The following is a 24,914-nucleotide window of genomic DNA, read 5'->3' on the forward strand; positions in this document are numbered from 1 at the left end:
ACGGGCAAAAAGATCAGGTAAACCATCCTGGAAAACGCTTGCGCGGTAGGTTTTATGGAAATTAAGAGACGAGAGCGACAAAAAGTGGACCAAATGGTCAAAATTTACATTCAATTCACATAATAATGGCATAAAACTCAGATTTATGACCATTAACAATCAAAATCCATCTAAAACAAATAAAATAAGAGGGCAATAAATTATTGCCCTATGCAATCAATACATTACGACTGCAATAACCACATCACGATGGGTAATAAAGCTTACAAATTGTTGAGATACAGCACATCTCGCATATCAAAAAGACCCTTTTCTTTCGTTTTCAGCCACAATGCGGAGCGTACTGCGCCATTGGCGAACGTCATGCGGCTTGACGCTTTGTGCGTAATCTCAACACGTTCGCCAATATCGGCGAACATCGCCGTGTGTTCGCCGACGATATCGCCCGCCCGGACGGTTGCGAAACCAATGGTGCCCGGCACGCGTTCTCCGGTATGCCCTTCACGGGAATAGACCGCGATGTCTTTTAAATCTTTATCCATTGCATAAGCAATCGCTTCGCCCATCGCCAGCGCCGTGCCTGATGGAGCATCAACTTTATGGCGGTGGTGCGCTTCGATAATCTCAATGTCGGTGTAGTCGCCCATCACCTTCGCCGCTTTTTCCAGCAGCTTCAGCATGACATTAACGCCTACGCTAAAGTTCGCTGCAAAGACAATCGCAATGTCGGTGGCTGCATCCTGAATGGCCTGTTTACCCGCATCATCGAAGCCGGTAGTGCCAATCACCATCCCTTTACCGTGCTGGCGGCAAAACGCCAGGTGAGTCAGGGTGCCTTCGGGACGGGTAAAGTCGATGAACACGTCAAAGTCATCTTTCACCGCATCAAGGCTGCTCTGAACGGTAACACCTGTCTTGCCCGCGCCGGCCAGTTCACCCGCATCGGATCCCAGCAGGGATGAACCTTCACGCTCCAGCGCCGCGCCGAGTGCCACGCCATCCATTTGTATTGCCGCCTGAATCAGCTGGCGACCCATACGTCCACCCGCGCCCGCAATGGCGACACGGATCTGTGCATCATGCATAGTTATTCTCTTACGTTAAAATGATGTAAACCGTTTTCAGATTAACCAGCCTTCGTAAAGGCTGCCAACTGAAAACACCAATAATTAGAATTTAACGTGAAACCGACTCAGATATCAGTAAAAGACATGATTTTGTCGTCACGATAAAGTCCGGAGCAAAAAAAAGGCCAGCACAGGAGGTGCTGGCCTTTCATCAGAAAAGAAATTATTCCACTTCGCGGGCGTCGATACGCAGCTCTTTCGGCACTTCGAAGACGATATTCTCTTCGCGTCCTTCCAGCGGAACCGCTTCGCCCCCGCCCAGCTCCTGCAGACGAGCAATCACGTTCTGCACCAGGATATCCGGCGCGGAAGCGCCTGCGGTAACGCCAACGCAGGCCGCATTTTTCACCCACGCTTCCTGGATGTCCGTCGCGTCGTCGATTAAAAACGCCGCTTTCCCCATACGCTGCGCCAGTTCGGCCAGACGGTTGGAGTTAGAGGAGTTTTTAGAGCCGACAACCAGCACCACGTCCGCCTGTTCAGCCAGCGCGCGCACCGCTTCCTGACGGTTAGTGGTGGCGTAGCAGATATCATCCTTACGCGGCCCGACGATTTTCGGGAAGCGCTGGCGCAGGGCGTCAATCACGTCTGAGGTGTCGTCTACGGAGAGCGTGGTCTGGGTCATAAACGACAGACGCGCTTCGTTTTTCACGTTCAGCGTCAGGACATCTTCCGGCGACTCCACCAGGTACATTCCCCCTTCCGGGTTGCTGTACTGGCCCATGGTGCCTTCAACTTCCGGGTGACCGGCGTGGCCAATCAGAATCGACTCTTCACCGCGACGGCTGGCGCGCGCCACTTCCATATGCACTTTTGTCACTAATGGACAGGTGGCATCGAATACGGTCAGATCGCGGCTTTTCGCTTCGTTACGCACCGCCTGAGAGACGCCGTGCGCAGAGAAGATCAGGATCGCACCGTCCGGCACTTCGCTGATCTGCTCGATGAAAATAGCACCGCGCTCGCGCAGGCTGTCGACCACGTAGCGGTTATGCACCACTTCGTGACGCACGTAAATCGGCGCGCCGTAAATCTCCAGCGCGTTTTCAACAATGCTGATAGCGCGGTCTACACCGGCGCAGAAGCCGCGCGGGTTAGCCAACAGGATCTGCATTTCAGGCCTCCAGTGCCGGATCGATCTCCAGCACTTCAACATCAAAATGAACGGTACGCCCGGCAAGCGGATGGTTGAAGTCAACGGTGATAGAGTCGCCGTTAATCTCGCGGATCACGCCAGGCATTTCGCTGCCGTCCATAGCGGTAAAGAGCATAATCGCCCCGATTTCCGGTTCGCCCGCGTCCATAAACTCGCGGCGCGAGAAATACTGAATCAGGTCCGGGCTTGGCACGCCAAACGCGGCATCCGGCTCCAGCGAGAACGCTTTTTTCTCACCCTCTTTCAGGCCCAGGAGCTGCTGCTCAAGACCTTCAGACAGGGAGGTATCGCCGAGACGAAACAGGGCAGGTTTGCTGTTATTGCGGGTGGATTCAGCCGTGGAGCCGTCATCCAGCTTCAGCGTGAAGTGAACGAGAACCGCGCTGTTGCTCTGTACGGATTTAGACATACACATTGCTCTTTAATGTTGTGCCGGGTGGCGCAGCGCATCACCCGGCATTGACAATTACGCCTGCTCTTTCGCTGCGGGTTTAGGCAAGAAGCCTTCCAGCACGATTAACGCCGCACCGATGCAGATGGCGGTGTCGGCCAGGTTAAAGGTCGCGAAGTGCCAGTCGCCGACGTAGAAGTCGATCATATCGACCACAAAGCCGTGCCACAGGCGGTCAAACAGGTTGCCCAGCGCGCCGCCAATGATCAGCGCGTAGGCGATGTTATTCAGCTTTTGCGTGGCTTTCGAGCGGTACATCAGCACAGCCAGTACCACGCAGATACCGAGAGCGATACCCGCGAAGAACCAGCGCTGCCAGCCACCGCTGTCGGCAAGGAAGCTAAACGCCGCGCCGTAGTTGCGCGCATAGTGCAGGTTAAGCGACGGGAACAGCGAAACCGTCTCCCCCAGAGCGAAATTCTGGAGGATCAGGAACTTGCTGCCCAGATCGATAATCAGCACCACCACCACCAGCCACAGCCAGCGCAGTCCTGTTGAACAGAGAGTTTTACTCATCAGGCAAACTTACGTTTTTCGCCGTCACCGGCGACGTTGCTTACACAGCGTCCGCAGATGTCTGCGTGTTCCGCCACCTGGCCGATATCGGTAGTGTAATGCCAGCAGCGCGGGCACTTCTCACCTTCGGCTTTGCTCAGTGCGACTTTCAGGCCTTTGAGCAACTCGCTCTGCTGAGCATCAGCAGAAGCCTCGGCATAATCCGCAACTTTTGCACCGGAGGTCAACAGGACAAATCGTAATTCATCGCCCAGCGCGGTCAGCTTCGCCGCCAGCTCCGGTTCGGCGTACAGGGTCACTGCCGCTTCCAGAGAGCCACCGACTTTCTTATCCGCACGCGCCTGCTCGATAACCTTGTTCACTTCGCCACGCACTTTCAGCAGCTCGTCCCAGAAGGCATCGTTCATTGCTTCGGTGCTGGAGAGATCGAACAGACCTTCATACCACTCGCCGGTGAAGACATACTTCTCACGGTCGCCCGGCAGATAACCCCAGATTTCATCCGCGGTGAAGGACATGATCGGCGCCATCCAGCGCACCAGCGCTTCTGCGATGTGGAACAGCGCGGACTGGCAGCTACGGCGCGCCACGCTGTCCGCCTTCGCGGTGTACTGGCGATCTTTGATGATGTCGAGGTAGAACGAGCCCATCTCGATGGAGCAGAAGCGCATCAGGCGCTGCACCACTTCGTGGAAGTCGTAAGACTCATAGGCTTTCAGGATATCTTCCTGCGCCGCTTTCGCGCAGCCTACCGCCCAGCGGTCCAGCACGACCATCTCTTCCGGTTTCACCATGTCTTTCACTGGATCGAACCCGTTCAGGTTCGCCAGCAGGAAGCGCGCGGTGTTACGGATACGACGATAGCTGTCGGCAGCACGCTTCAGGATCTCGTCAGACACCGCCATTTCGCCGGTGTAGTCGGTTGAGGCTACCCACAGACGCAGGATGTCCGCGCCCAGCTTGTTCATCACGTCCTGCGGCGAAACGGTGTTGCCGATAGATTTAGACATCTTACGGCCCTGACCATCCACGGTGAAGCCGTGGGTCAGTACCTGACGGTAAGGCGCTTTACCTTTCATCGCGGTGGAGATCATCAGGGATGACATGAACCAGCCGCGGTGTTGGTCGGAACCTTCCAGATACATGTCGGCAGCGTGACCGGCAAACTCCGGACGCACGTCAACTACGGAGGCGTGAGTCGACCCGGAGTCGAACCACACGTCCAGGGTGTCTGGCACTTTCTCGTAGCTATCTGCGTCAGCGCCCAGGATGTCGCGGGCGTCGAGATCCCACCACGCCTGAATGCCGTCAACTTCGACGCGCTTCGCCACTTCTTCCATCAGTTCCAGGGTGTTCGGGTGCAGCTCATGCGTCTCTTTATGCACGAACAGCGACATCGGCACGCCCCAGGTACGCTGACGGGAGATACACCAGTCAGGACGGTTAGCCACCATGGATTCGATACGCGCCTGGCCCCAGTCCGGGATCCACTGCACGCCTTTGATCTCTTTCAGAGACTGCTCGCGCAGGCCTTTCTGATCCATGCTGACGAACCACTGCGGGGTCGCACGGAAGATGATCGGCGTCTTGTGGCGCCAGCAGCACGGATAGCTGTGCTGCATTTTCTCAACGTGCAGCAGCGCGCCGCTGGTGCGCAGCATGTCAACGATGATGTCGTTGGCTTTGAAGACGTTGATACCATCCAGCGCCGGGTAGGTGCCAGGCAGGTAAGAACCGTCCGGGCCTACCGGGTTGGCAATTTCCAGGCCGTATTTCAGGCTGATGTTGTAGTCGTCAGGACCGTGGCCACCGGCGGTATGTACCGCACCGGTACCCGCGTCCAGCGTGACGTGGTCGCCCAGGATCGCCGGAACGTCGAAGTCCAGGAACGGGTGTTTGAAGCGCATCAGCTCCAGCGCGTCGCCTTTTACGGTGCCCAGAACTGTGTAGTCGGTGATATTCGCGCGTTTCAGCACGCTTTCAACCAGATCTTTCGCCAGGATAACCGCGCGGCCATCAATCTGCACCAGCGCATATTCGAACTCGCCGGAGAGAGAGATTGCACGGTTGGCTGGCAGCGTCCACGGGGTAGTGGTCCAGATCACCAGAGAGATCGGGCCGCTAACGCCAGGCAGACCGAATTTACCTTTAATGGCATCCTGATCGACCGCTTCGAAGGCCACGTCGATAGAAGGTGAAGTTTTGTCGTAATATTCCACTTCCGCTTCTGCCAGCGCAGAACGGCAGTCCACGCACCAGTGCACAGGCTTGGCGCCTTTATGCAGGTGACCGTTACCGATGATTTTGCCCAGCGCACGGATGATGTTGGCTTCGGTTTTGAAGTCCATGGTCAGGTACGGGTGCGACCAGTCGCCCAGCACGCCCAGACGGATAAAGTCAGCGCGCTGGCCTTCAACCTGGGTGGCCGCGTATTCGCGGCACTTCGCGCGGAACTCTGCAGCGGTGAACTTCTCACCTGGCTTGCCAAACTCTTGCTCCACTTTCAGCTCGATCGGCAGACCGTGGCAGTCCCAGCCCGGCACGTAAGGCGAGTCAAATCCCGCGAGTCCTTTGGACTTCACGATAATATCTTTCAGAATCTTGTTTACTGAGTGACCAATATGAATGCTGCCATTCGCATATGGAGGGCCATCATGCAGAATGAAGGTTTTTTTGCCTTTTTTGGCTGCACGAATGATGCCGTACAGGTCATCATCGGTCCAACGCGCCAGCATTCCCGGTTCACGCTTGGCGAGATCGCCGCGCATCGGGAACCCTGTTTCCGGCAAATTCAGGGTTGATTTATAGTCACTCATCAGATTCTCGGTTCCGTATTTATCACGTAGGCAGTTAAGCCGGTTCTAAAGCCCAAAAAACTCGCGGGCCGTTAATTCATCTCGCGCGATTTGCGCCTTAAGTTCATCCAGCGAAGCAAATCGCTGCTCGTTGCGTATTTTTTTACGCAGTATTACATCTATATGGCGACCATAAAGGTCCATTACAACGTCCAGCAGGTGCACTTCTAGCTGTTGACGCACACCGGCAACGGTAGGACGCGTGCCAATGTTGGCAACGCCGTAAAACGACTTATCGCCCAGTCCTGCCACTTCCACCGCATAGACCCCTTTAACCGGGGAAACCTGACGACGCAGCGGTATATTCGCCGTCGGGAAACCAATCGTGCGGCCCAGCGCATCGCCATGAACCACGCGGCCAGAGATGGTGAACGGATGGCCCAGCAAATTTTCTGCCGTCTCCAGTTCATCATTAGCCAGCGCCTGCCGCACCGCCGTGCTGCTGACGCGCACGCCGCCTTCACAGAAGGTCATCGCGCTGGTGACGTCAAAACCGTACTCCAGACCAGCCTTCTGTAATAGCAAGAAATCGCCCTGACGACCAGCGCCAAAGCGGAAATCATCCCCCACGGCGAGAAACTGAACGCCAAGACGCTTAACCAGCAGGTCGCTGACAAAATTTTGTGCTGTCAGTGCGGCAAAGCGGCGATCGAAACGCACACACAATACGTAGTCCACGCCGGACTCCGCCAGGTAGCGCAACTTTTCGCGCAGGCGAGTGAGCCGAGCGGGAGATTTATCGCCCGCGAACAGCTCCAGCGGCTGTGGCTCGAAAATCATCACCACAACGGGCAGGCCACGGGCCTCCCCTTCTTTACGCAATCCCTGCAACAGCGCCTGATGACCACGATGCACGCCGTCGAAATTACCAATGGTCAGCACGCACCCGTGTGGCGCTCTGCTGAGATTATGTATGCCGCGTATCAGCTTCATGTCTGGCTCAAAACAGTGAAAATCGCCAAAGTATACCTTGTACAGCGGTTAAGGTTAACCGGCGATTGTTCGCGCAAAACAGAAAGCCGTAATGATTTCATCAGGCTGACCTTTCACAGCGAAAAAATCTGCCCGTGAACTGCGATTTTTACGCCGAAAGGCTGTATTCACGAAAGACAAGCTGGTAGAATCCTGCGCCATCACTACGTAACGTAGCGTCGCTAATTAACGGCGCTTATTTGCACAAATCCATTGACAAAAGAAGGCAAAGAGGGCATATTCCTCGGCCTTTGAATTGTCCACATAGAACATATTTGGGAGTTGGACTTGGCTAATATCAAATCAGCTAAGAAACGTGCCGTTCAGTCTGAAAAGGCTCGTAAGCACAACGCAAGCCGTCGCTCTATGATGCGTACTTTCATCAAGAAAGTATACGCAGCAATCGAAGCTGGCGACAAAGCTGCAGCGCAGAACGCATTTAACGAAATGCAACCAATCGTGGATCGTCAGGCTGCTAAAGGTCTGATCCACAAAAACAAAGCAGCGCGTCATAAAGCAAACCTGACCGCGCAGATCAACAAACTGGCTTAATCGCTACTTGTTGTTGCTTGTTTAAAGAACCCGCTTAACGCGGGTTTTTTTATGTCTTCAGAATGCCGGTGGCGTAAACAGCGCCGAGTAATCACGGTTGCAGATTCGCTGCACCGCCGGGTGTTGAATCATCCTTTCGGCGAATATGGCATGGTACTCCTCCATCACGTTATCTACTCTGCCAATCTCCGTAATCTTATCGTCTGAATAGAGATCGTGCGCGTAGAGCGTTGGCGCCACGAAGATCGCATTATGCGCTTCGCCAAAGGCTTTCATCAGCGCCGCATCGTCAAACTCGCCGAGGATCTCCACGTTCAGCCCCTGCGAATTAAACCAGTTCAGCAGCTTGCGTCCCAGCATGGAACGCCTTCCCGGCACCAGCAGGCGACGCTCTTCCAGACAGGCCGGGAAAGGTTTCTCCGGCGGTGGATTGATGCACCAGAAACTCACGCCGCATTCGCCAATTTTCACCGAGAACAGCCCCTCCTGCTGCGTGGAGTCGATGGGGCAATCCGAGATAATCATGTCCAGCTTGTGCTGGCTCAGCTGCTCCAGCAGCATCTCGTGGGTGGATTCAAAGCAGCGCAGATGGATTTGTTCATCCTCTACCACGGCGGCATCCAGCACGCCGCTTACCAGCCGTTTGGATAGTGCATCCGCCACCCCCACATCAAAGAGCAGGTTCGACTCTTTGCGGTAGTTGACGATATCCAGCATCTCCTGGCTCAGTGTAAACATTTTGTCCGCATAGCGGAAAACCAGTTCCCCCAGCTCGCTCGGTTCAATCCCACGGCCCTTGCGCTTGAAGAGCTTACCCTGCAGCCGTTCTTCAAGGGCTTTGATTTGCCCGGTGATGGTTTGCGGCGTCAGGTAAAGCGCCTCTGCAGCCCCCACGACCGAGCCCTGTTTGTAAACGTGCCAGAAGTAGTAAAGATGGTTGTAATTCAAATGAGGCATCGCGTCTTCGCTCCCTGAGTGTGTATCGGGAGAAGAGTGACCTTCTCCCGGTGTTCCGTTATGCCTGGACGGCCTGTCCGGACAACTTCACCTTCAACAAAGTATACCCAATCACTGCCGCCAGTAATGACCCGATGAGAATGCCGAGCTTCGCCCAGACGATGAGCTCTGGCGCGTTTGCACCAAACGCCAGCGTCGAGATAAAGATCGACATGGTGAATCCAATACCGCACAGTATGCCTACGGCCATGATCTGACTAAAGGTTGTACCGTTCGGCAACGATGCCAGCTTCATCTTCAGCGCCAGCCAGCAGAAGAGACTGATCCCCAGCGGCTTACCGATAAACAGCCCGGCAATAATGCCCAGCGGCAGGACAGACGTCAGCCCGCCCAGCGTAACGCCCTGCAGGGAAACGCCCGCGTTGGCAAACGCAAACAGCGGCAGGATCATAAAGGCGACCCACGGGTGCAGCACGTGTTCCAGCTGTTTAGCGGGTGACTTACCGTCCTGCGGCTTAAGCGGCACGAAGAAGCCCACAATCACGCCGGCCAGCGTGGCGTGCACGCCGGATTTCAGCACTGCCGTCCACAGCACCATCCCCACCAGGATATAGATACCGATGCGGCGAACGTTGAAGATGTTCAGCACCGCCAACACCGCAATCGCCCCTGCGGCTACGCTCAGGGACAGGATCGACAGATCGCTAGTGTAGAACAGCGCGATAATCACAATGGCACCCAGGTCATCAATGATCGCCAGCGCCATCAGGAAGATTTTCAGCGCAACCGGCACGCGGCTGCCGAGCAGAGCTAAGACACCGAGCGCAAAGGCGATATCCGTTGCGGCCGGGATAGCCCAGCCGTCACGCGCGACAGGATCCTGCCAGGTAAATGCGAGAAAGAGCAGCGCTGGAACGACCATCCCACCGAGCGCGGCAATAACCGGGAACGCCGCGCGCTGGCGGCTGGCTAGCGAACCTAGCACCAGCTCGCGCTTAACCTCAAGACCAACGAGCAGGAAGAACACCGCCATTAGCGCATCGTTGATCCACAGCAGCATGTTCTTGTTAATTTCCAGCGCCCCGACCTTCAGCTCGACGGGCGTTTCCAGAAATGCGTGATAGAGATCGCGGGTCATGCCCAGGTTAGCCAGCACCATCGCGGCGGCCGCGGCAATAATCAGGATCACACCACCGGACGCCTCACTGCTAAAGAAACGGTGTAGTAATTTCATTTATGTTCTCTCTTTTACAACGATACCTCGATAAAACCATAATACCAAGCCAAATACCTCGGCAAAAACAGATTAATATTGGGTATAGACTCAGTTTTACCGATCTATAACTGTAAAAAAAAGCCCGGAATCGCTTCCGGGCTTTTTGAAGTTAGACACAGCTAACGAATTAGCGGGTCAAATCATCGAAGAATTTTTTGACGCCATCAAAGAAGCTTTTGGAGCGCGGGCTGTTTTTCTCACCCGTTGGGCCGCCAAAGCTCTCCTGAAGCTCTTTCAACAGCTGTTTCTGCTTGTCGTTCAGGCCAACCGGCGTTTCCACGACGACGCGGCACAGCAGGTCGCCCTGCGCACCACCGCGAACGGATTTTACGCCTTTGCCGCGCATGCGGAACAGCTTGCCGGTCTGGGTTTCACCAGGGATTTTCAGATTGACGCGACCGTCCAGCGTCGGCACTTCGATTTCACCGCCGAGAGCCGCCATCGCGAAGTTGATCGGCACTTCACAGTACAGGTTATTGCCTTCACGCTCGAAGATGGCGTGCTGCTTCACCTGAACCTGAACGTACAGATCGCCTGCCGGCGCGCCGTGCTCGCCTGCTTCGCCCTCACCCGCCAGACGGATGCGGTCGCCCGTATCAACGCCAGCCGGGATCTTAACGGACAGGGTTTTGGTTTTCTCAACGCGACCGTGGCCGTGACACTTGGTGCACGGATCTTTAATCAGCGTACCGCGACCGTGACAGTGCGGACAGGCCTGCTGTACCGCGAAGAAGCCCTGGCGCATCTGTACCTGACCGGAGCCATGACAGGTTGGACAGGTCTGTGGCTGGGTACCCGCTTTCGCGCCGCTGCCGTGGCAAACGTCACACTCTTCCAGCGTCGGGATACGGATCTCTTTCGTGACGCCACGAACGGCCTCTTCAAGAGTGAGATCCATGTTGTAGCGCAGGTCTGCGCCGCGCGCTGCGCGCTGACGACCACGACCGCCGCCGAAGATATCGCCGAACACGTCGCCAAAGATGTCGCTGAAATCCGCACCGCCGCCAAAGCCGCCGCCACCGAATCCACCGCCGCCCATGCCGCCCTGTTCAAAGGCCGCGTGGCCGTACTGGTCATAGGCCGCACGTTTTTGTGCATCGGTCAGGACTTCGTAGGCTTCTTTGATCTCTTTAAATTTTGCTTCAGCCTCTTTGTCACCCTGGTTACGGTCCGGGTGGAATTTCATGGCCAGGCGCTTATACGCCTTTTTGATTTCACGCTCTTCCGCAGTTTTCGGAACGCCTAAAATCTCGTAATAGTCTTGCTTTGCCATTGGTTTTTTTAAGCCCCTTAACATGCGAGCACGGGCGTGGAGAGTTCTCCTACGCCCGTGCCGATTAATTACCCTGCATCAGGGCGATTATTTTTTGTCTTTAACTTCTTCGAACTCAGCGTCGACAACGTCGTCGTCTTTAGCGTTGTTCGCAGAAGCGTCAGCGCCTGCCTGCTGCTGTGCATGCTGCTGCTGAGCGATTTCCATCAGCTTCTGGGAAGCCTGTGCCAGCTCCTGCATCTTCGCTTCGATATCCGCTTTGTCTTCGCCTTTCAGAGACGTTTCAAGCGCGGTCAGTGCAGCTTCGATAGCAGTTTTGTCTTCCGCTGGCAGTTTATCGCCCGCTTCTTCAACCTGCTTACGGGTGCTGTGCAGCAGATGGTCACCCTGGTTACGGGTCTGAACCAGCTCTTCGAACTTACGGTCGGATTCCGCGTTAGCTTCGGCATCGCGAACCATTTTTTCGATTTCCGCTTCATTCAGGCCAGAAGATGCCTTGATGGTGATCTTCTGCTCTTTACCGCTGTTTTTGTCTTTCGCAGACACGTGCAGGATACCGTCAGCATCGATGTCGAAGGTAACTTCGATTTGCGGCATGCCGCGCGGTGCCGGGTTGATGCCATCCAGGTTAAACTGACCCAGAGACTTGTTATCAGACGCACGCTTACGCTCACCCTGCAGCACATGGATGGTTACCGCAGACTGGTTGTCTTCAGCGGTAGAGAACACCTGGCTGTGCTTGGTTGGGATGGTGGTGTTTTTGTTGATGAGCGCAGTCATCACGCCACCCATGGTTTCGATACCCAGAGACAGCGGGGTAACGTCCAGCAGCAGTACGTCTTTCACTTCACCGGTCAATACACCACCCTGAACCGCCGCACCGATAGCTACCGCTTCGTCCGGGTTCACGTCTTTACGTGGCTCTTTACCAAAGAATTCAGCCACTTTCTTCTGAACCATTGGCATACGGGTCTGACCACCCACCAGGATAACGTCCTGGATGTCTGATACGGACAGGCCAGCATCCTGCAGTGCAACTTTCAGCGGCTCGATAGAACGGTTCACCAGGTCTTCTACCAGGCTTTCCAGTTTCGCACGGGTCACTTTGATGTTCATGTGTTTAGGACCGGTCGCGTCTGCGGTGATGTACGGCAGGTTCACGTCGGTCTGCTGAGCAGAAGACAGTTCGATCTTCGCTTTCTCAGCGGCTTCTTTCAGGCGCTGCATCGCCAGCGGGTCGTTACGCAGGTCAATGCCCTGATCTTTCTTGAACTCGTCAACGAGGTAGTTGATCAGACGGGTATCGAAGTCTTCACCACCCAGGTGGGTATCACCGTTGGTTGCCAGAACTTCGAAGGTTTTTTCGCCGTCAACTTCGTCGATTTCGATAATAGAGATATCGAAGGTACCACCACCCAGGTCGTAAACCGCGATAGTACGGTTGCCGACTTCTTTATCCAGACCGTAAGCCAGTGCAGCCGCGGTTGGTTCGTTGATGATACGTTTTACTTCCAGACCTGCGATACGGCCAGCATCTTTGGTTGCCTGACGCTGAGCATCGTTGAAGTAAGCAGGAACGGTGATAACAGCTTCAGTTACCGGCTCACCCAGGTAATCTTCAGCGGTTTTCTTCATTTTTTTCAGCACTTCAGCAGAGATCTGCGGTGGTGCCGTTTTGGTGCCTTTCACATCAAGCCACGCATCGCCGTTATCTGCTGCGATGATTTTGTAAGGCATGATAGAAACGTCACGCTGAACTTCTTCGTCCTGGAAGCGGCGGCCAATCAGGCGTTTGATCGCAAACAGGGTGTTTTGCGGGTTTGTCACTGCCTGACGTTTAGCCGGCTGACCAACCAGAGTTTCACCATCCTGGGTATAAGCAATGATAGAAGGCGTGGTGCGATCGCCCTCGGCGTTCTCCAGCACACGTGCAGTAGTGCCGTCCATAATCGCTACACAAGAGTTGGTAGTACCCAGGTCGATACCAATAATTTTACCCATCTAAACGTCTCCACTAAAAATTCAGTCAACATGTGGTTGTGTACCTGTAATAAGGGCAGAACGTGCTTTTTCAACTGCCCAGATTTGATTTTTTTCAGGTCCACACACTGCGGTTGACTACAAGATGGGGTCGCGACGGCATCCATCAAGGGGCAAGCATAAAAAAAATTTTAATTTCACCCTGATGAGATCATAGACGGCGTCGATGCCGCCCATTATGATGCCGCGCCCCGTCAGGGAGTATTGACGCGGGTTTAACCATTTCACCATTTTAATGATGATTTTTTTTGAGGACTTATGGGCAACACTAAGTTGGCTAATCCGGCTCCGCTGGGCCTGATGGGTTTTGGCATGACCACCATTCTGCTGAACCTGCACAACATCGGGATGTTCCCGATGGACGGCGTAATCCTGGCGATGGGCATTTTTTACGGCGGTATCGCGCAAATCTTCGCGGGCCTGCTGGAATATAAGAAAGGCAACACCTTCGGCTTAACCGCCTTCACCTCTTACGGCTCGTTCTGGCTGACCCTGGTCGCCATCCTGCTGATGCCTAAAATGGGCCTGGCAGACGCGGCAAACGCCCACTTCCTGGGCGTCTATCTGGGCCTGTGGGGCGTCTTTACCCTGTTCATGTTCTTCGGCACCCTGAAAGGCAACCGCGCGCTGCAGTTCGTCTTCATGAGCCTGACCGTGCTGTTCGCCCTGCTGGCAATTGGCCACCTGGCGGATAACGAAGGCATCGTTCACGTAGCAGGCTGGATTGGCCTGGTGTGCGGCGCAAGCGCTATCTACCTGGCAATGGGTGAAGTGCTGAACGAACAGTTTGACCGCACCATTTTACCTATTGGTGAAAAACACTGATCCCTCTGTCGTGCCCGCCTCGCGGGCACGATATTCCCCCGCCTGACGAAGCCAAACGCCTAATCCCAGCCCCATCAGCGAGAGCGCGAGTACATACCAGGCAGGCGCCATCGGCGACACCCCCATCATGACCGTGACCACTATCGGCGTCAGCCCGCCGAAAATGGCATACGCGACGTTATAAGAGAACGATATCCCGGTGAAGCGAACCTCCGGCGGGAAGGCGCGCACCATGACGTAAGGCACAGCCCCCACGACGCCCACGCACAGTCCGACCACGCCGTACAGCAGGAACAGCTGTTCAGGATGACTGCCCGCAAGATGGTAGAACGCCCAGCTCGACGCGGCCAGCAGCAGGCTGCCGACAATAAAGGTCAGGCTGGCACCGAAACGATCCGCCGCCAGCCCGGCGGCCAGACAGCCAAAGCAGAGCATGATTGTCGCAATACTGTTTGCCTGTAAGGTCACGGCAGGGGCGAAACCGTACTGTTTCTGCAGCCACACCGGCGACATCAAAATCACCACCACGATGCCCGCCGACAGCAGCCAGGTGAGCAGCATCGACACCACCACCGCTTTTTTATGACGCACTACAACGGCTTTGACCGGCAACTCCTGCGCCAGCGCTTTACGCTGCTGCATTTCGAGGAAAATCGGCGTCTCCTGCAGCCAGCGGCGCAGGTACATTGCCACCAGGCCAAACGCCCCGCCCAGCAGGAACGGAATACGCCAGCCCCAGTCGTGCACGGCCTGCTGCGTCATGCTGGTGTTGACTATCGTCGCCACTACCGACCCCAACAGGATCCCGACGGTCAGCCCCGCCGTTAACGTTCCGCAGGCGATCCCGATGCGGCGGGCAGGAACGTGCTCCGCCACAAACACCCAGGCCCCCGGCACTTCCCCGCCGATGGCCGCGCCCTGAAGAATGCGCATCAGCAGCAGCAATAGCGGGGCGAGAATGCCCATGGAGGCATAGGTGGGCAGCAGCCCGATCGCCAGCGTCGGCACCGCCATCAGCAGGATGCTCAGGGTAAACATCTTCTTACGCCCGACAAGATCGCCAAAGTGGGCCATGACGATGCCGCCCAGCGGACGTGCCAGATACCCGGCAGCAAAGATGCCGAAGGTTTGCACCTGACGCAGCCATTCTGGAATATCCGCCGGGAAGAAGAGCGCCCCCACTACGGCGGCGAAGAAGACAAAGATGATGAAGTCGTAAAACTCCAGCGCGCCACCTAAGGCGGCGAGCGTAAGCGTTTTGTAGTCCTGTCGATTCAGAGGTCGGGTGTTATGTGACATAGCGAACCATTGTGCATGTGTTGTGGATTATTTTTTACAGCAATCGTAAAGAAAAAATTACTATATCGTAAATCCATTTACACGCTACTGCGGCTGGCGCTAATGTCACATTTTAGTAAATTTCAGGAGATTGTCTCGCGGCGTGCGCTTTTAGGACGAAATGCTGCTACCACTTTGTCGTCAGTTTCCACGTACGGCCCGTCAAGCAACTGTATACAATACGGTACACTTGCAAATATGCCGTGCACGATGACGCGACCGTCCTCGGCTTTTAATCCTTCCAGCGTCTCTTTGATCGACTTTGGCTGCCCCGGCAGGTTCAGTATCAGCGCCTGTTTGCGGATCACCCCCACCTGGCGGGAAAGGATTGCCGTCGGGACAAAGTGTAGACTGATCTGGCGCATCTGTTCGCCGAAGCCCGCCATTTCACGATCGGCGATAGCCAGCGTCGCGTCCGGCGTCACATCACGACGCGCGGGGCCGGTTCCACCCGTGGTGAGCACAAGGTGACAGCTCATCTCATCCACCAGCTCGCACAGGGTCTGCTCAATGATCGGCTGTTCGTCGGGGATAAGGCGAGTCTGGATCTCAAACGGGGTGGTCAGCGCGCTTGCCAGCCACTCTTCCAGAGCGGGGATGCCTTTATCCTGGTAAACGCCGCTGGAGGCGCGGTCAGAAATCGACACTAAGCCGATGCGTAAGGTATTCATATTCATTCCATTCAAAAAGTACTGATTAAAGGGAATGATACACGCAGAGGGAAAATTCAGACAGAGGACAGAAGAAGACGCGTGACCGGGAGCCCGGTCACGCAGAATGATTACAGCAGGTCGCCGATCATTTTTTCCAGTTTTTCCTGGTCGATAGCAAACTTACGGATACCGTCCGCCAGTTTGTCTACAGCCATTGGATCCTGGTTGTGCTGCCACAGGAACTCGGATTCGGTGATGCGCTCCGGGCGCGCCTTCACTTCGCCGGTGTAAGACAGCTTACGCTCGATAGCACCTTCGCTTTCTGCCAGCTCTTTCAGCAGCGCAGGGGCGATGGTCAGACGGTCACAGCCAGCCAGCTCAATGATTTCGCCCACGTTACGGAAGCTTGCCCCCATAACCACGGTCTCATAGCCATGCTGTTTGTAGTATTCGTAGATTTCAGTCACGGAAATCACGCCTGGATCTTCAGACGCTGCGTACTCTTTCTTGTCGGTGTTGGCTTTGTACCAGTCCAGAATACGGCCCACGAACGGAGAAATCAGGTACACGCCTGCTTCCGCACATGCACGCGCCTGCGCGAAGGAGAACAGCAGGGTCAGGTTACAGTTGATGCCTTCTTTTTCCAGCTGCTCTGCAGCGCGAATGCCCTGCCAGGTCGACGCCAGTTTGATCAGGATACGGTCGTTGCTGATGCCCGCGTCGTTGTACAGTTTGATCAGGCGTTTTGCTTTCGCGATTGACGCTTCGGTGTCGTAGGAGAGACGTGCATCCACTTCGGTAGAGATACGGCCCGGAACCAGCTTCAGGATTTCCAGACCGATGTTCACTGCCAGTTTATCGGTAGCATCCACAACCTGCTGCGCACGGTCATTGCTCTGTGCTTTCGCCCAGGTCACAGCCTCGTCAATCAGTTTGCGATACTCAGGGATCTGTGCGGCGTTAAGGATCAGAGAAGGGTTAGTTGTGGCATCCTGCGGCTGGTACAGCTTCATTGCCGCGATATCTCCGGTGTCAGCTACGACAGTGGTGAACTGACGAAGGGAGGTCAATTTATCCGTCATGATAGTGTTTCTCTTTTAACGTGCCCTGGATAATTCACGCTACCGACAGCATGCCTGCAGCGGAAAAATGACAGGTTTACTTGTTAGGGGGATGTAACCGGTCTGCCCTGATGATAACACGACGGAGGGGTAGCGCAACCGCAGACAGTGCGCTTAGGCAGAGTATGATAAACTCAAAATATTAACAGGCTGCTAAGCAACAGCATGCCCAATCAGTGGTAGCGCTTACATATTCACGTTGGCATCAACAAGAGGGACGTTAATGCCTGATTTCCTTTTCTTTATTAACGAAGTCCTCTGGGGTTCGATAATGATCTACCTGCTTCTGGGAGCAGGTATCTGGTTTACGCTACGCAGTGGGTTTATCCAGTTTCGCTATATTCGCAAGTTTGGCAGAAGTCTGAAAAACAGCGTCACGCCCCAGCCGGGCGGATTAACATCGTTTCAGGCGCTGTGTACCAGCCTGGCTGCCCGCCTCGGTAGCGGAAACCTGGCGGGCGTTGCGCTGGCCATCAGCGCCGGTGGGCCAGGCGCGGTGTTCTGGATGTGGGTCACGGCGCTTCTCGGAATGGCTACCTCTTTTGCCGAAAGTTCGCTGGCGCAACTCTACAAAGAGAAAGACAGAAACGGGCAGTTTCGCGGCGGTCCGGCCTGGTATATGGCGCGTGGCTTAGGAATGCGCTGGATGGGCGTTCTGTTCTCGCTTTTTTTACTGCTCGCGTACGGTCTTATTTTTAATACCGTGCAGTCAAACTCCGTCGCCCATGCCCTGCGCTATACCTTCTCCTGCCCGGAGTGGATCACCGGCATCGGTTTAGCCCTCTTTGTTTTGCTCACCATTTCTGCCGGCCTGAAAGGCGTTGCCCGCCTGATGCAGTGGCTGGTTCCCATCATGGCGCTGCTCTGGGTTGCCGCGAGCCTGGTCGTCGCTGCGCTGCATGCCGACCAGGTTCCGGACGTGATTGCGACCATCTTTAAAAGCGCCTTTGGCTGGCGTGAGGTGGCGTCAGGCGCGCTGGGCTACACCCTGAGCCAGGCGCTGATGGCAGGTTTTCAGCGAGGCATGTTCTCCAATGAAGCCGGGATGGGCTCCACTCCCAACGCCGCCGCGGCCGCCTCTTCCTGGCCGCCGCACCCCGCAGCGCAGGGTATCGTGCAGATGATAGGCGTGTTTATGGATACCGTTATTATCTGTTCCGCCAGCGCCATGATCCTCCTGCTGGCCGGTCCTGTGGCGCATGACTCGGATATCGACGGAATACAGCTTCTCCAGCAGGCGCTGGTGAATCTGACCGGCGGCTGGGGTTCGGGATTTGTCTCGCTCATTCTGATACTGTTCGCCTTCAGTTCGATTGTGGTGAATTACCTGTACGCCGAAAATAACCTTATCTTCCTGAAATACGACTCTCGTCCGGCCATTCTCCTGCTTCGCCTGGGCGTAGTACTGATGGTGATCGCGGGCTCCCTTCTGAATATGCCGCTGGTCTGGCAGCTGGCGGATGTCATTATGGCGCTAATGGCAATCACTAACCTGACGGCGATCCTGCTGCTCTCGCCCGTTGTGAACCTTATTGCCAGGGATTATCTTCGCCAGCGCAAGCTGGGCGTTCCCCCGGTATTTGATGCCGCACGCTATCCCGAAATTCAGTCACAGCTTGCCCCCGGCACCTGGGATGATTTGCCCCGGCAATAACAGCTATCGATCAATTCAGGGCGATTTTTTGTTAAAGTCGCTCTAAATTTCCTGCAAGGACTGGATATGCTGATTCTGATTTCACCTGCAAAAACGCTCGACTACCAGAGCCCGCTCGCCACCGAGCGTTATACCCAGCCAGAACTGCTGGACTATTCGCAACAGCTGATCCGCGAAGCGCGCAAGCTCTCTGCGCCGCAAATCGCCTCGCTGATGAGCATCAGCGACAAGCTGGCAGACCTGAACGCGACCCGGTTCCACGAGTGGCACCCGGATTTCACCCCCGCCAACGCGCGCCAGGCGATCCTGGCGTTTAAGGGCGATGTTTACACCGGCCTGCAGGCGGAAGATTTTAGTGAAGCCGACTTTGATTTTGCCCAGCAGCATCTGCGCATGCTGTCGGGCCTGTATGGCGTACTGCGCCCGCTGGATCTGATGCAGCCATATCGTCTGGAGATGGGGATTCGCCTGGAAAACGCCAAAGGCAAAGACCTTTACCATTTCTGGGGCGACATCATCACCGACAAGCTGAACGCGGCGCTGCATGCTCAGGGTGATAACGTGGTGGTTAACCTGGCATCCGATGAGTACTACAAGTCGGTGAAGCCGAAAAAGCTGAACGCGGAGATCGTTAAGCCGGTCTTCCTTGATGAGAAGAACGGCAAGTTCAAGGTCATCAGCTTCTATGCGAAAAAAGCGCGTGGCCTGATGAGCCGCTACATCATTCAGAACCGCCTGACGAAGCCGGAGCAGTTAATGGGATTCAACACCGACGGCTATTTCTTTGACGAGGCGTCGTCAGGGAAAGGTGAGCTGGTATTTAAGCGCCACGAGCAGTAAAACTAAACCCCGCCATCTGGCGGGTTTTTGCGTTAATGGTGCTTCCAGTCCGGGCCCGGACGGTGGTCGTCGTGATGATGGTCGTGTCGGTCATCACGATCGCGATGCTCGTCATGCGGACGCCAATGGTTATCGCGCCAGTCATAATGCGCCTTCCACCAGTCGTGGTCGCGCCAGCGGCCGCCATCCCAGTAATGCCCGCTATTGTCCCGATCGCCAATCTGCAGTTTTACCGCAGGTACGAGAGTAATTTCAGATGCCTGTACCGCCATGGGGGCGACCAGCACCAGAGAAAGCGCAATGAGTGCAGGTTTTAGTGTAGACACAGGTGACTCCTTATTCTTCTTGCCCAACGTGGGCCGATGTAAGGAGAGTACGCGAGGGGAACGGTGGATGTTATTCTCTGCAATCCTAAACGCTAAGTGACCGCATTTATTGAGAATTTCTGCTTTTTTCCTGCAATTTTTCTCCTTAATTTCTTCATAAAAAAGCCGGGTGGTGCTGCGCTTACCCGGCCTACGGTCATCTCGTCGTTGTAGGCCCGGTAAGGCGTAGCGCCACCGGGCAACAAAATCACGCGCGCGTCATCATCAGATTCCGCAGTGCCGCAAAATCCGCCGGCAGCTCATGAGACAGCAGCGGCAGGTCGGCGCGCTCGGCCAGCTCTTTTGGCAGCGGCAGCGTTTCGCCCAGAATATCTTCCACGCTCTCATTGAACTTCGCCGGATGCGCGGTGCCCAGGAACAGGCCATATTCACCCGGGTTAAGCTGGTCGCGCAGCGCGCGGTAAGCAATTGCCGCGTGCGGCTCAGAGGTGTAGCCCACCGCTTTCAGCTCGCGCATGGTGGCTTTGGTGGTTTCGTCCGTCACCGCAGCGTAGCCCAGGTCACCCAGACGCCACACCTTGCGGCGGAACAGCTCTTCCACGCGCGGCCAGTTGTTCGGCTGCGACACGTCCATGGCATTGGAGAGCGTCGCCTGCGTGGCGTTAGGCGCCCATTTGCCGTCTTTCAGGAAGCGCGGCACGGTATCGTTGGCGTTGGTGGCAGCGATAAAGCGTTTCACCGGCAGACCGAGAGATTTCGCCAGCAGCCCCGCCGTCAGGTCGCCGAAGTTGCCGCTTGGTACCGAAACTACCAGCTGATTGCGCGCTTCCTGCGGCAGCTGAGCCACCGCTTCGAAGTAGTAGCAGATCTGCGCCAGCAGGCGGCTGATGTTGATGGAGTTCGCCGAGTTCAGCCCCAGCGCGGCCTTCAGCTCTTCATCATCGAACGCTTGCTTGACCAGCGCCTGGCAGGCATCGAAATCGCCGTCGATCGCCACGGTTTCAATGTTGCCGCCGAGGGTGCAGAACAGTTTTTCCTGCAACGGGCTGATCTTGCCTTTCGGATAGAGGATCACCACGCGGACGTTTTTCAGGCCGTAGAACGCGTGTGCCACCGCCGCACCGGTATCACCGGAGGTCGCGGTCAGGATGGTCACCGGCTTGTCGCCGCTGATGTGGGTCAGCATCTGCGCCATAAAGCGGCCGCCGAAGTCTTTAAACGCCAGGGTCGGACCGTGGAACAGCTCCAGACAACCGACGTCAGGCTCCACCTGCTTAACCGGAGCCGGGAAAGCAAACGCCGCACGCACGCGCTCTTCCAGCAGCTCCTGCGGGATTTCATCGCCAATAAACGCAGACAGAATTTTGGTGCTGCGGGTGACAAAGTCCAGCTTCAGCAGCTCATCGATTTCGGTCAGCTGAAATTCCGGCAGGTCGTGCGGGAAAAACAGCCCCTGATTTTTGCCCAGCCCCTGAGTCACCGCCTGCGCGAAGCTGACCTGCTCGTTATGATCTTTAAGGTTGTAGAGTTTCATTCGTTATCCCAGTACTCGTGCGCCAGCCGTGTCCAGACGGCAAATATGAACAAAGCCTTCCTGATTTTGCAGGTAGTGTTTAGAGAGCCAGTCCGCCACGCGCTGCGCGGTGTCTGGCTTATCGCACAGGGCGAACAGCGTCGGGCCGGAGCCGGAGATGCCGCACGCCTGCGCGCCGATATCCATTGAAGCCTGTCGCGCCTCGTTAAAGCCGGGTAGCAGCTTCGTACGGTACGGCTCGGCAATGACGTCTTTCATCAGTTTCGCCGCCAGCTGCGGCTGGCGGGTGTAGCAGGCGTGAATAAAGCCCGCCAGGTGACGCCCGTGGGCGATACAGTCCTGGCGACGATACTGCGCAGGCAGGATCGCACGTGCTTCCGCGGTAGAGACCTTGATGCCCGGATAGGCCAGCACCCACAGCCACTCATCAAACCCTGGCACCTGCTGGCTGATGATGCCATTTTCTTCAATCATCAGCTGCATGCCGCCGAGGAAGCATGGCGCCACGTTATCGTAATGAATACTGCCGGAGATGCGCCCTTCCAGCTCGCCCATCAGCGCCAGCAGACGGCTATTGTTCAGCGGCTTGCCGCAGTGCTCGTTCATCGCCACCAGCGCGGCGACAACCGAGCAGGCGCTGGAGCCCAGGCCCGAACCAATCGGCATGCTTTTTTCCAGCGTCATGGCGACCGGCACGTTTTTGCCGATCTCCTGACAGAAGCGCTCCCAGCACTGATAAACGATATTCTCGCGTGGTTCAGGCGGCAGCTTACTGGCGAAACGGCCAACGTTATTCAGGCTGAAGCTTTCTGCCGCCTCAACCGTTACCGTATCGCCCAGCAGCGAACCGTCCACCGGCGTCACCGCCGCACCCAGCACGTCAAATCCGACGCTCATATTAGCGCTGGAAGCCGGGGCATATACTTTAACCATCTTAAACTCCTAACTTCCATGACAGGGTACGCAGCAGGTCGGCAAACACGCCCGCCGCCGTCACATCATTCCCTGCGCCATAGCCGCGAAGCACCAGCGGCAATGGCTGATAATAGTGGCTGTAAAACGCGAGGGCGTTTTCGCCGTTTTTGACTTTGTACAGCGGGTCGTTACCATCCACTTCGGCAATCTTCACCCGGCATACGCCGTCCTCTTCAATGTTGCCAACATAGCGCAATACCTTACCTTCATCACGGGCTTTCGCAACGCGTGCGGCAAAGGCATCGTCAAGCTGAGGTAAATTCGCCATAAAGGTGCTGACGTCGCCGCTGGTGTCAAACTCGGCTGGCAGCACCGGCTCAATCACGATATCCGAAAGCTCCAGCTCGCGGCCCGTTTCGCGCACAAGGATCAGCAGCTTGCGCGCCACGTCCATCCCGGAGAGATCGTCGCGCGGATCCGGCTCGGTGTAGCCCAGCTCGCGCGCGGCACGGGTGGCTTCCGACAGGCTCATCCCTTCATCCAGCTTGCCGAAGATAAACGACAGGGAGCCGGAAAGGATGCCGGAGAAGCGCTGCAATTCGTCGCCCGCGTTCAGCAGGTTTTGCAGGTTCTCGATGACCGGCAGGCCGGCGCCGACATTGGTGTCGTACAGGAACTTGCGGCGCGACTTGCTCGCCGCCAGGCGCAGCTGGTGATAGTAATCCATCGACGAGGTGTTGGCCTTTTTGTTCGGCGTCACCACGTGGAAGCCTTCGCGCAGGAAGTCGGCGTACTGGTCGGCCACCGCCTGGTTCGAGGTACAGTCAACGATAACCGGGTTAAGCAGGTGATACTCTTTCACCAGACGGATCAGGCGCCCCAGGTTGAACGGATCTTTCGCCTCTTCCAGCTCCGCCTGCCAGTTCTCCAGGTTCAGACCGTGAACGTTAGTAAGCAGCGCTTTCGAGTTCGCAATTCCGCAGACGCGCAGATCGATGTGCTTTTTCTTAAGCCACTCCTGCTGGCGCTTCACCTGCTCCAGCAGCGCACCGCCGACGCCGCCCACGCCAATCAGGAATAGCTCGATAACCTGATCGGTGTTGAACAGCATCTGGTGAACCACGCGCACGCCGGTAGTGGCGTCATCGTTATCCACCACCACCGAGATTGAACGCTCGGACGAGCCCTGGGCAATCGCCACGATGTTGATATTGGCCCGCGCCAGCGCGGCAAAGAATTTGGCGGAGATACCGCGCAGCGTGCGCATACCGTCGCCAACCACGGAAATCACCGCCAGGCGCTCCTGAATGGAGAGCGGCTCCAGCAGTTCCTCTTTCAACTCCAGATAGAACTCTTCTTCCAGCGCGCGGCGGGCGCGCAGACAGTCGACCTGAGGCACGCAGAAGCTGATGCTGTACTCGGAAGAGGACTGGGTGATCAGCACCACCGAGATACCGTTGCGTGACATGGCCGCAAAAACGCGCGCCGCCATGCCGACCATCCCCTTCATCCCCGGACCGGAGACGCTGAACATTGCCATATTATTCAGGTTGGAAATGCCTTTCACCGGCAGACCATCTTCATCGCTGCTGGCACCAATCAACGTGCCTGGCGCCTGCGGGTTACCGGTGTTTTTAATCAGGCATGGGATCTGGAACTGGGCAATGGGTGAGATGGTACGCGGGTGAAGCACTTTGGCGCCGAAGTAGGAAAGCTCCATCGCTTCCTGGTAGGACATCGACTTCAGCAGCCTGGCGTCCGGCACCTGGCGCGGATCGCAGGTATAGACGCCGTCGACGTCAGTCCAGATCTCACAGCAGTCAGCGCGTAAACAGGCGGCCAGCACGGCGGCAGAGTAGTCGGATCCGTTACGGCCCAGCACTACCAGTTCACCCTTCTCATTTCCTGCGGTAAAGCCCGCCATCAGGATCATATGGTCAGAGGGGATTTTGCTCGCGGCAATACGGCGGGTTGATTCGGCAATATCAACGGTAGATTCGAGGTAGTGGCCCGCTGCCAGCAATTTCTCAACCGGATTGATCACGGTAACGTTGTGGCCGCGCGCTTCCAGCACGCCCGCCATGATGGCGATGGAGAGTTTTTCGCCCCGGCAGATCAGCGCCGCGTTGACGCTGTCCGGGCACTGGCCCAGCAGGCTGATGCCGTGCAGCACATGTTTGATCTGAGCAAACTCCTGCTCAACGAAGGACTTCAGCTGCGCGAGCGGGAAACCAGGCTGTGCCTCTGCCAGCCCCTGCAGCAGCTCGGCGAAGATACGCTCGGCATCGCTGATGTTCGGGAGTGCATCCTGGCCACCGATGGTCTTTTCAATCATCGCCACCAGATGGTTTGTGATTTTTGCCGGGGCAGAGAGCACGGTCGCAACCTGCCCCTGCCTGGCGTTGCTCTCCAGGATATCGGCAACACGCAGAAAACGTTCTGCATTTGCCACTGATGTACCGCCGAACTTCAACACTCGCATGGTTCTACCTCGTTTCCTTTAGCCGAAAAAAAAGCCCGCACTGTTCAGGTG

21 protein-coding genes, 1 pseudogene and 1 other annotated feature (1 of these 23 only partly in view) are annotated in these 24,914 nt (G+C 56.2%); of the genes and pseudogenes, 4 read left to right on the plus strand and 18 right to left on the minus strand.

Annotation, left to right across the window (positions count from 1 at the left end; genetic code table 11):
• Positions 1 to 263: 263 nt before the first annotated feature.
• The 7 genes and pseudogenes from dapB to IM313_RS22525 all read right to left on the minus strand — a co-directional run bounded on the left by dapB (position 264) and on the right by IM313_RS22525 (position 7,264).
• Complete coding sequence (dapB, locus tag IM313_RS06055; RefSeq protein ID WP_192971597.1) at positions 264 to 1,085, minus strand: 4-hydroxy-tetrahydrodipicolinate reductase; 822 nt, start codon at positions 1,083 to 1,085, stop codon at positions 264 to 266.
• Positions 1,086 to 1,290: 205 nt separating this feature from the next.
• Positions 1,291 to 2,241 carry a 4-hydroxy-3-methylbut-2-enyl diphosphate reductase gene (gene ispH, locus IM313_RS06060; protein ID WP_028015471.1) on the minus strand — a complete coding sequence of 317 codons (951 nt, stop codon included), beginning with the start codon at positions 2,239 to 2,241 and terminating at the stop codon, positions 1,291 to 1,293.
• A 1-nt stretch (position 2,242) separates the two neighbouring features.
• The gene (gene fkpB / locus IM313_RS06065; protein WP_192971596.1) at positions 2,243 to 2,692 is read right to left on the minus strand and encodes an FKBP-type peptidyl-prolyl cis-trans isomerase; all 450 of its coding nucleotides are present in this window, start codon (positions 2,690 to 2,692) and stop codon (positions 2,243 to 2,245) included.
• A gap of 57 nt (positions 2,693 to 2,749) precedes the next feature.
• Positions 2,750 to 3,250, minus strand: coding sequence for a signal peptidase II (lspA, locus tag IM313_RS06070; RefSeq protein ID WP_028015470.1), 501 nt, complete (start codon positions 3,248 to 3,250; stop codon positions 2,750 to 2,752).
• Complete coding sequence (gene ileS, locus IM313_RS06075; protein ID WP_049137709.1) at positions 3,250 to 6,066, minus strand: isoleucine--tRNA ligase; 2,817 nt, start codon at positions 6,064 to 6,066, stop codon at positions 3,250 to 3,252. The genes lspA and ileS overlap by 1 nt, the downstream gene beginning before the upstream one ends.
• A 45-nt stretch (positions 6,067 to 6,111) precedes the next feature.
• On the minus strand, positions 6,112 to 7,038 hold the full coding sequence (gene ribF / locus IM313_RS06080) for a bifunctional riboflavin kinase/FAD synthetase (RefSeq protein WP_028015468.1): 927 nt from the start codon (positions 7,036 to 7,038) through the stop codon (positions 6,112 to 6,114).
• A gap of 7 nt (positions 7,039 to 7,045) precedes the next feature.
• Positions 7,046 to 7,264, minus strand: a pseudogene (locus tag IM313_RS22525) (DUF2575 domain-containing protein).
• A 101-nt stretch (positions 7,265 to 7,365) separates the two neighbouring features.
• On the opposite strand from IM313_RS22525, the gene rpsT reads away from it, so the two are divergent.
• Positions 7,366 to 7,629: a 30S ribosomal protein S20 gene (gene rpsT / locus IM313_RS06085; protein WP_003856458.1), complete on the plus strand. Its 264-nt coding sequence runs from the start codon at positions 7,366 to 7,368 to the stop codon at positions 7,627 to 7,629.
• A gap of 57 nt (positions 7,630 to 7,686) precedes the next feature.
• On the opposite strand, the gene nhaR is transcribed toward rpsT, so the two are convergent.
• The 4 genes from nhaR to dnaK form a co-directional block, all read right to left on the minus strand.
• On the minus strand, positions 7,687 to 8,586 hold the full coding sequence (nhaR, locus tag IM313_RS06090) for a transcriptional activator NhaR (RefSeq protein WP_028015467.1): 900 nt from the start codon (positions 8,584 to 8,586) through the stop codon (positions 7,687 to 7,689).
• A gap of 58 nt (positions 8,587 to 8,644) precedes the next feature.
• Positions 8,645 to 9,820 carry a Na+/H+ antiporter NhaA gene (gene nhaA, locus IM313_RS06095; protein ID WP_063154832.1) on the minus strand — a complete coding sequence of 392 codons (1,176 nt, stop codon included), beginning with the start codon at positions 9,818 to 9,820 and terminating at the stop codon, positions 8,645 to 8,647.
• A gap of 169 nt (positions 9,821 to 9,989) precedes the next feature.
• Entirely contained in the window at positions 9,990 to 11,135 is a 1,146-nt protein-coding gene (dnaJ, locus tag IM313_RS06100) for a molecular chaperone DnaJ (protein ID WP_008502040.1), read from the minus strand.
• An 87-nt stretch (positions 11,136 to 11,222) separates the two neighbouring features.
• Positions 11,223 to 13,136: a molecular chaperone DnaK gene (gene dnaK, locus IM313_RS06105; protein ID WP_028015465.1), complete on the minus strand. Its 1,914-nt coding sequence runs from the start codon at positions 13,134 to 13,136 to the stop codon at positions 11,223 to 11,225.
• 297 nt (positions 13,137 to 13,433) lie between these two features.
• Here dnaK and satP point away from each other — a divergent pair, with 297 nt between their 5' ends.
• A complete protein-coding gene (satP, locus tag IM313_RS06110; RefSeq protein ID WP_192971595.1) occupies positions 13,434 to 14,000 on the plus strand; it encodes an acetate uptake transporter in 567 nt (188 codons plus the stop codon).
• Here the strand turns inward: satP and IM313_RS06115 are convergent.
• The 3 genes from IM313_RS06115 to tal form a co-directional block, all read right to left on the minus strand.
• Positions 13,977 to 15,299 (minus strand): MFS transporter, encoded by a 1,323-nt coding sequence (locus IM313_RS06115; protein ID WP_028015463.1) that lies wholly within the window; start codon positions 15,297 to 15,299, stop codon positions 13,977 to 13,979. The genes satP and IM313_RS06115 overlap by 24 nt on opposite strands.
• A gap of 122 nt (positions 15,300 to 15,421) precedes the next feature.
• Entirely contained in the window at positions 15,422 to 16,009 is a 588-nt protein-coding gene (gene mog, locus IM313_RS06120) for a molybdopterin adenylyltransferase (RefSeq protein WP_192971594.1), read from the minus strand.
• A 110-nt stretch (positions 16,010 to 16,119) separates the two neighbouring features.
• Positions 16,120 to 17,073, minus strand: coding sequence for a transaldolase (gene tal / locus IM313_RS06125; protein ID WP_003856481.1), 954 nt, complete (start codon positions 17,071 to 17,073; stop codon positions 16,120 to 16,122).
• 262 nt (positions 17,074 to 17,335) lie between these two features.
• Between tal and IM313_RS06130 the strand changes: the two genes are divergently transcribed.
• Positions 17,336 to 18,766, plus strand: a complete 1,431-nt coding sequence (locus tag IM313_RS06130) for a sodium:alanine symporter family protein (protein WP_192971593.1) — start codon at positions 17,336 to 17,338, stop codon at positions 18,764 to 18,766.
• A 66-nt stretch (positions 18,767 to 18,832) separates the two neighbouring features.
• Positions 18,833 to 19,606 carry a peroxide stress protein YaaA gene (gene yaaA, locus IM313_RS06135; RefSeq protein ID WP_045259426.1) on the plus strand — a complete coding sequence of 258 codons (774 nt, stop codon included), beginning with the start codon at positions 18,833 to 18,835 and terminating at the stop codon, positions 19,604 to 19,606.
• Between the two features lie 32 nt (positions 19,607 to 19,638).
• Here the strand turns inward: yaaA and IM313_RS06140 are convergent, their stop codons facing one another.
• The 4 genes from IM313_RS06140 to thrA all read right to left on the minus strand — a co-directional run bounded on the left by IM313_RS06140 (position 19,639) and on the right by thrA (position 24,863).
• Positions 19,639 to 19,932 carry a DUF2502 domain-containing protein gene (locus tag IM313_RS06140; RefSeq protein ID WP_028015459.1) on the minus strand — a complete coding sequence of 98 codons (294 nt, stop codon included), beginning with the start codon at positions 19,930 to 19,932 and terminating at the stop codon, positions 19,639 to 19,641.
• 247 nt (positions 19,933 to 20,179) lie between these two features.
• Positions 20,180 to 21,466, minus strand: coding sequence for a threonine synthase (gene thrC / locus IM313_RS06145; protein ID WP_192971592.1), 1,287 nt, complete (start codon positions 21,464 to 21,466; stop codon positions 20,180 to 20,182).
• Positions 21,467 to 21,469: 3 nt separating this feature from the next.
• Positions 21,470 to 22,399 carry a homoserine kinase gene (gene thrB / locus IM313_RS06150; protein WP_041911275.1) on the minus strand — a complete coding sequence of 310 codons (930 nt, stop codon included), beginning with the start codon at positions 22,397 to 22,399 and terminating at the stop codon, positions 21,470 to 21,472.
• A gap of 1 nt (position 22,400) precedes the next feature.
• Complete coding sequence (gene thrA / locus IM313_RS06155) at positions 22,401 to 24,863, minus strand: bifunctional aspartate kinase/homoserine dehydrogenase I (protein ID WP_192971591.1); 2,463 nt, start codon at positions 24,861 to 24,863, stop codon at positions 22,401 to 22,403.
• 24 nt (positions 24,864 to 24,887) lie between these two features.
• Positions 24,888 to 24,914 (minus strand) — a sequence feature (Thr leader region) (it continues 91 nt past the right edge of the window).

Source organism: Enterobacter cloacae complex sp. P2B (assembly GCF_014895985.1).
Classification (GTDB): domain Bacteria; phylum Pseudomonadota; class Gammaproteobacteria; order Enterobacterales; family Enterobacteriaceae; genus Enterobacter; species Enterobacter bugandensis.

Coding starts and splice junctions, on each gene's coding strand:
- mog (WP_192971594.1), bottom strand. CDS start 16,009: ATGAATACCTTACGCATCGGCTTAGTGTCGATTTCTGACCGCGCCTCC.
- IM313_RS06130 (WP_192971593.1), top strand. CDS start 17,336: ATGCCTGATTTCCTTTTCTTTATTAACGAAGTCCTCTGGGGTTCGATA.
- dapB (WP_192971597.1), bottom strand. CDS start 1,085: ATGCATGATGCACAGATCCGTGTCGCCATTGCGGGCGCGGGTGGACGT.
- nhaR (WP_028015467.1), bottom strand. CDS start 8,586: ATGCCTCATTTGAATTACAACCATCTTTACTACTTCTGGCACGTTTAC.
- satP (WP_192971595.1), top strand. CDS start 13,434: ATGGGCAACACTAAGTTGGCTAATCCGGCTCCGCTGGGCCTGATGGGT.
- thrC (WP_192971592.1), bottom strand. CDS start 21,466: ATGAAACTCTACAACCTTAAAGATCATAACGAGCAGGTCAGCTTCGCG.
- dnaK (WP_028015465.1), bottom strand. CDS start 13,136: ATGGGTAAAATTATTGGTATCGACCTGGGTACTACCAACTCTTGTGTA.
- thrB (WP_041911275.1), bottom strand. CDS start 22,399: ATGGTTAAAGTATATGCCCCGGCTTCCAGCGCTAATATGAGCGTCGGA.
- ileS (WP_049137709.1), bottom strand. CDS start 6,066: ATGAGTGACTATAAATCAACCCTGAATTTGCCGGAAACAGGGTTCCCG.
- tal (WP_003856481.1), bottom strand. CDS start 17,073: ATGACGGATAAATTGACCTCCCTTCGTCAGTTCACCACTGTCGTAGCT.
- thrA (WP_192971591.1), bottom strand. CDS start 24,863: ATGCGAGTGTTGAAGTTCGGCGGTACATCAGTGGCAAATGCAGAACGT.
- IM313_RS06115 (WP_028015463.1), bottom strand. CDS start 15,299: ATGTCACATAACACCCGACCTCTGAATCGACAGGACTACAAAACGCTT.
- lspA (WP_028015470.1), bottom strand. CDS start 3,250: ATGAGTAAAACTCTCTGTTCAACAGGACTGCGCTGGCTGTGGCTGGTG.
- fkpB (WP_192971596.1), bottom strand. CDS start 2,692: ATGTCTAAATCCGTACAGAGCAACAGCGCGGTTCTCGTTCACTTCACG.
- nhaA (WP_063154832.1), bottom strand. CDS start 9,820: ATGAAATTACTACACCGTTTCTTTAGCAGTGAGGCGTCCGGTGGTGTG.
- ispH (WP_028015471.1), bottom strand. CDS start 2,241: ATGCAGATCCTGTTGGCTAACCCGCGCGGCTTCTGCGCCGGTGTAGAC.
- yaaA (WP_045259426.1), top strand. CDS start 18,833: ATGCTGATTCTGATTTCACCTGCAAAAACGCTCGACTACCAGAGCCCG.
- dnaJ (WP_008502040.1), bottom strand. CDS start 11,135: ATGGCAAAGCAAGACTATTACGAGATTTTAGGCGTTCCGAAAACTGCG.
- ribF (WP_028015468.1), bottom strand. CDS start 7,038: ATGAAGCTGATACGCGGCATACATAATCTCAGCAGAGCGCCACACGGG.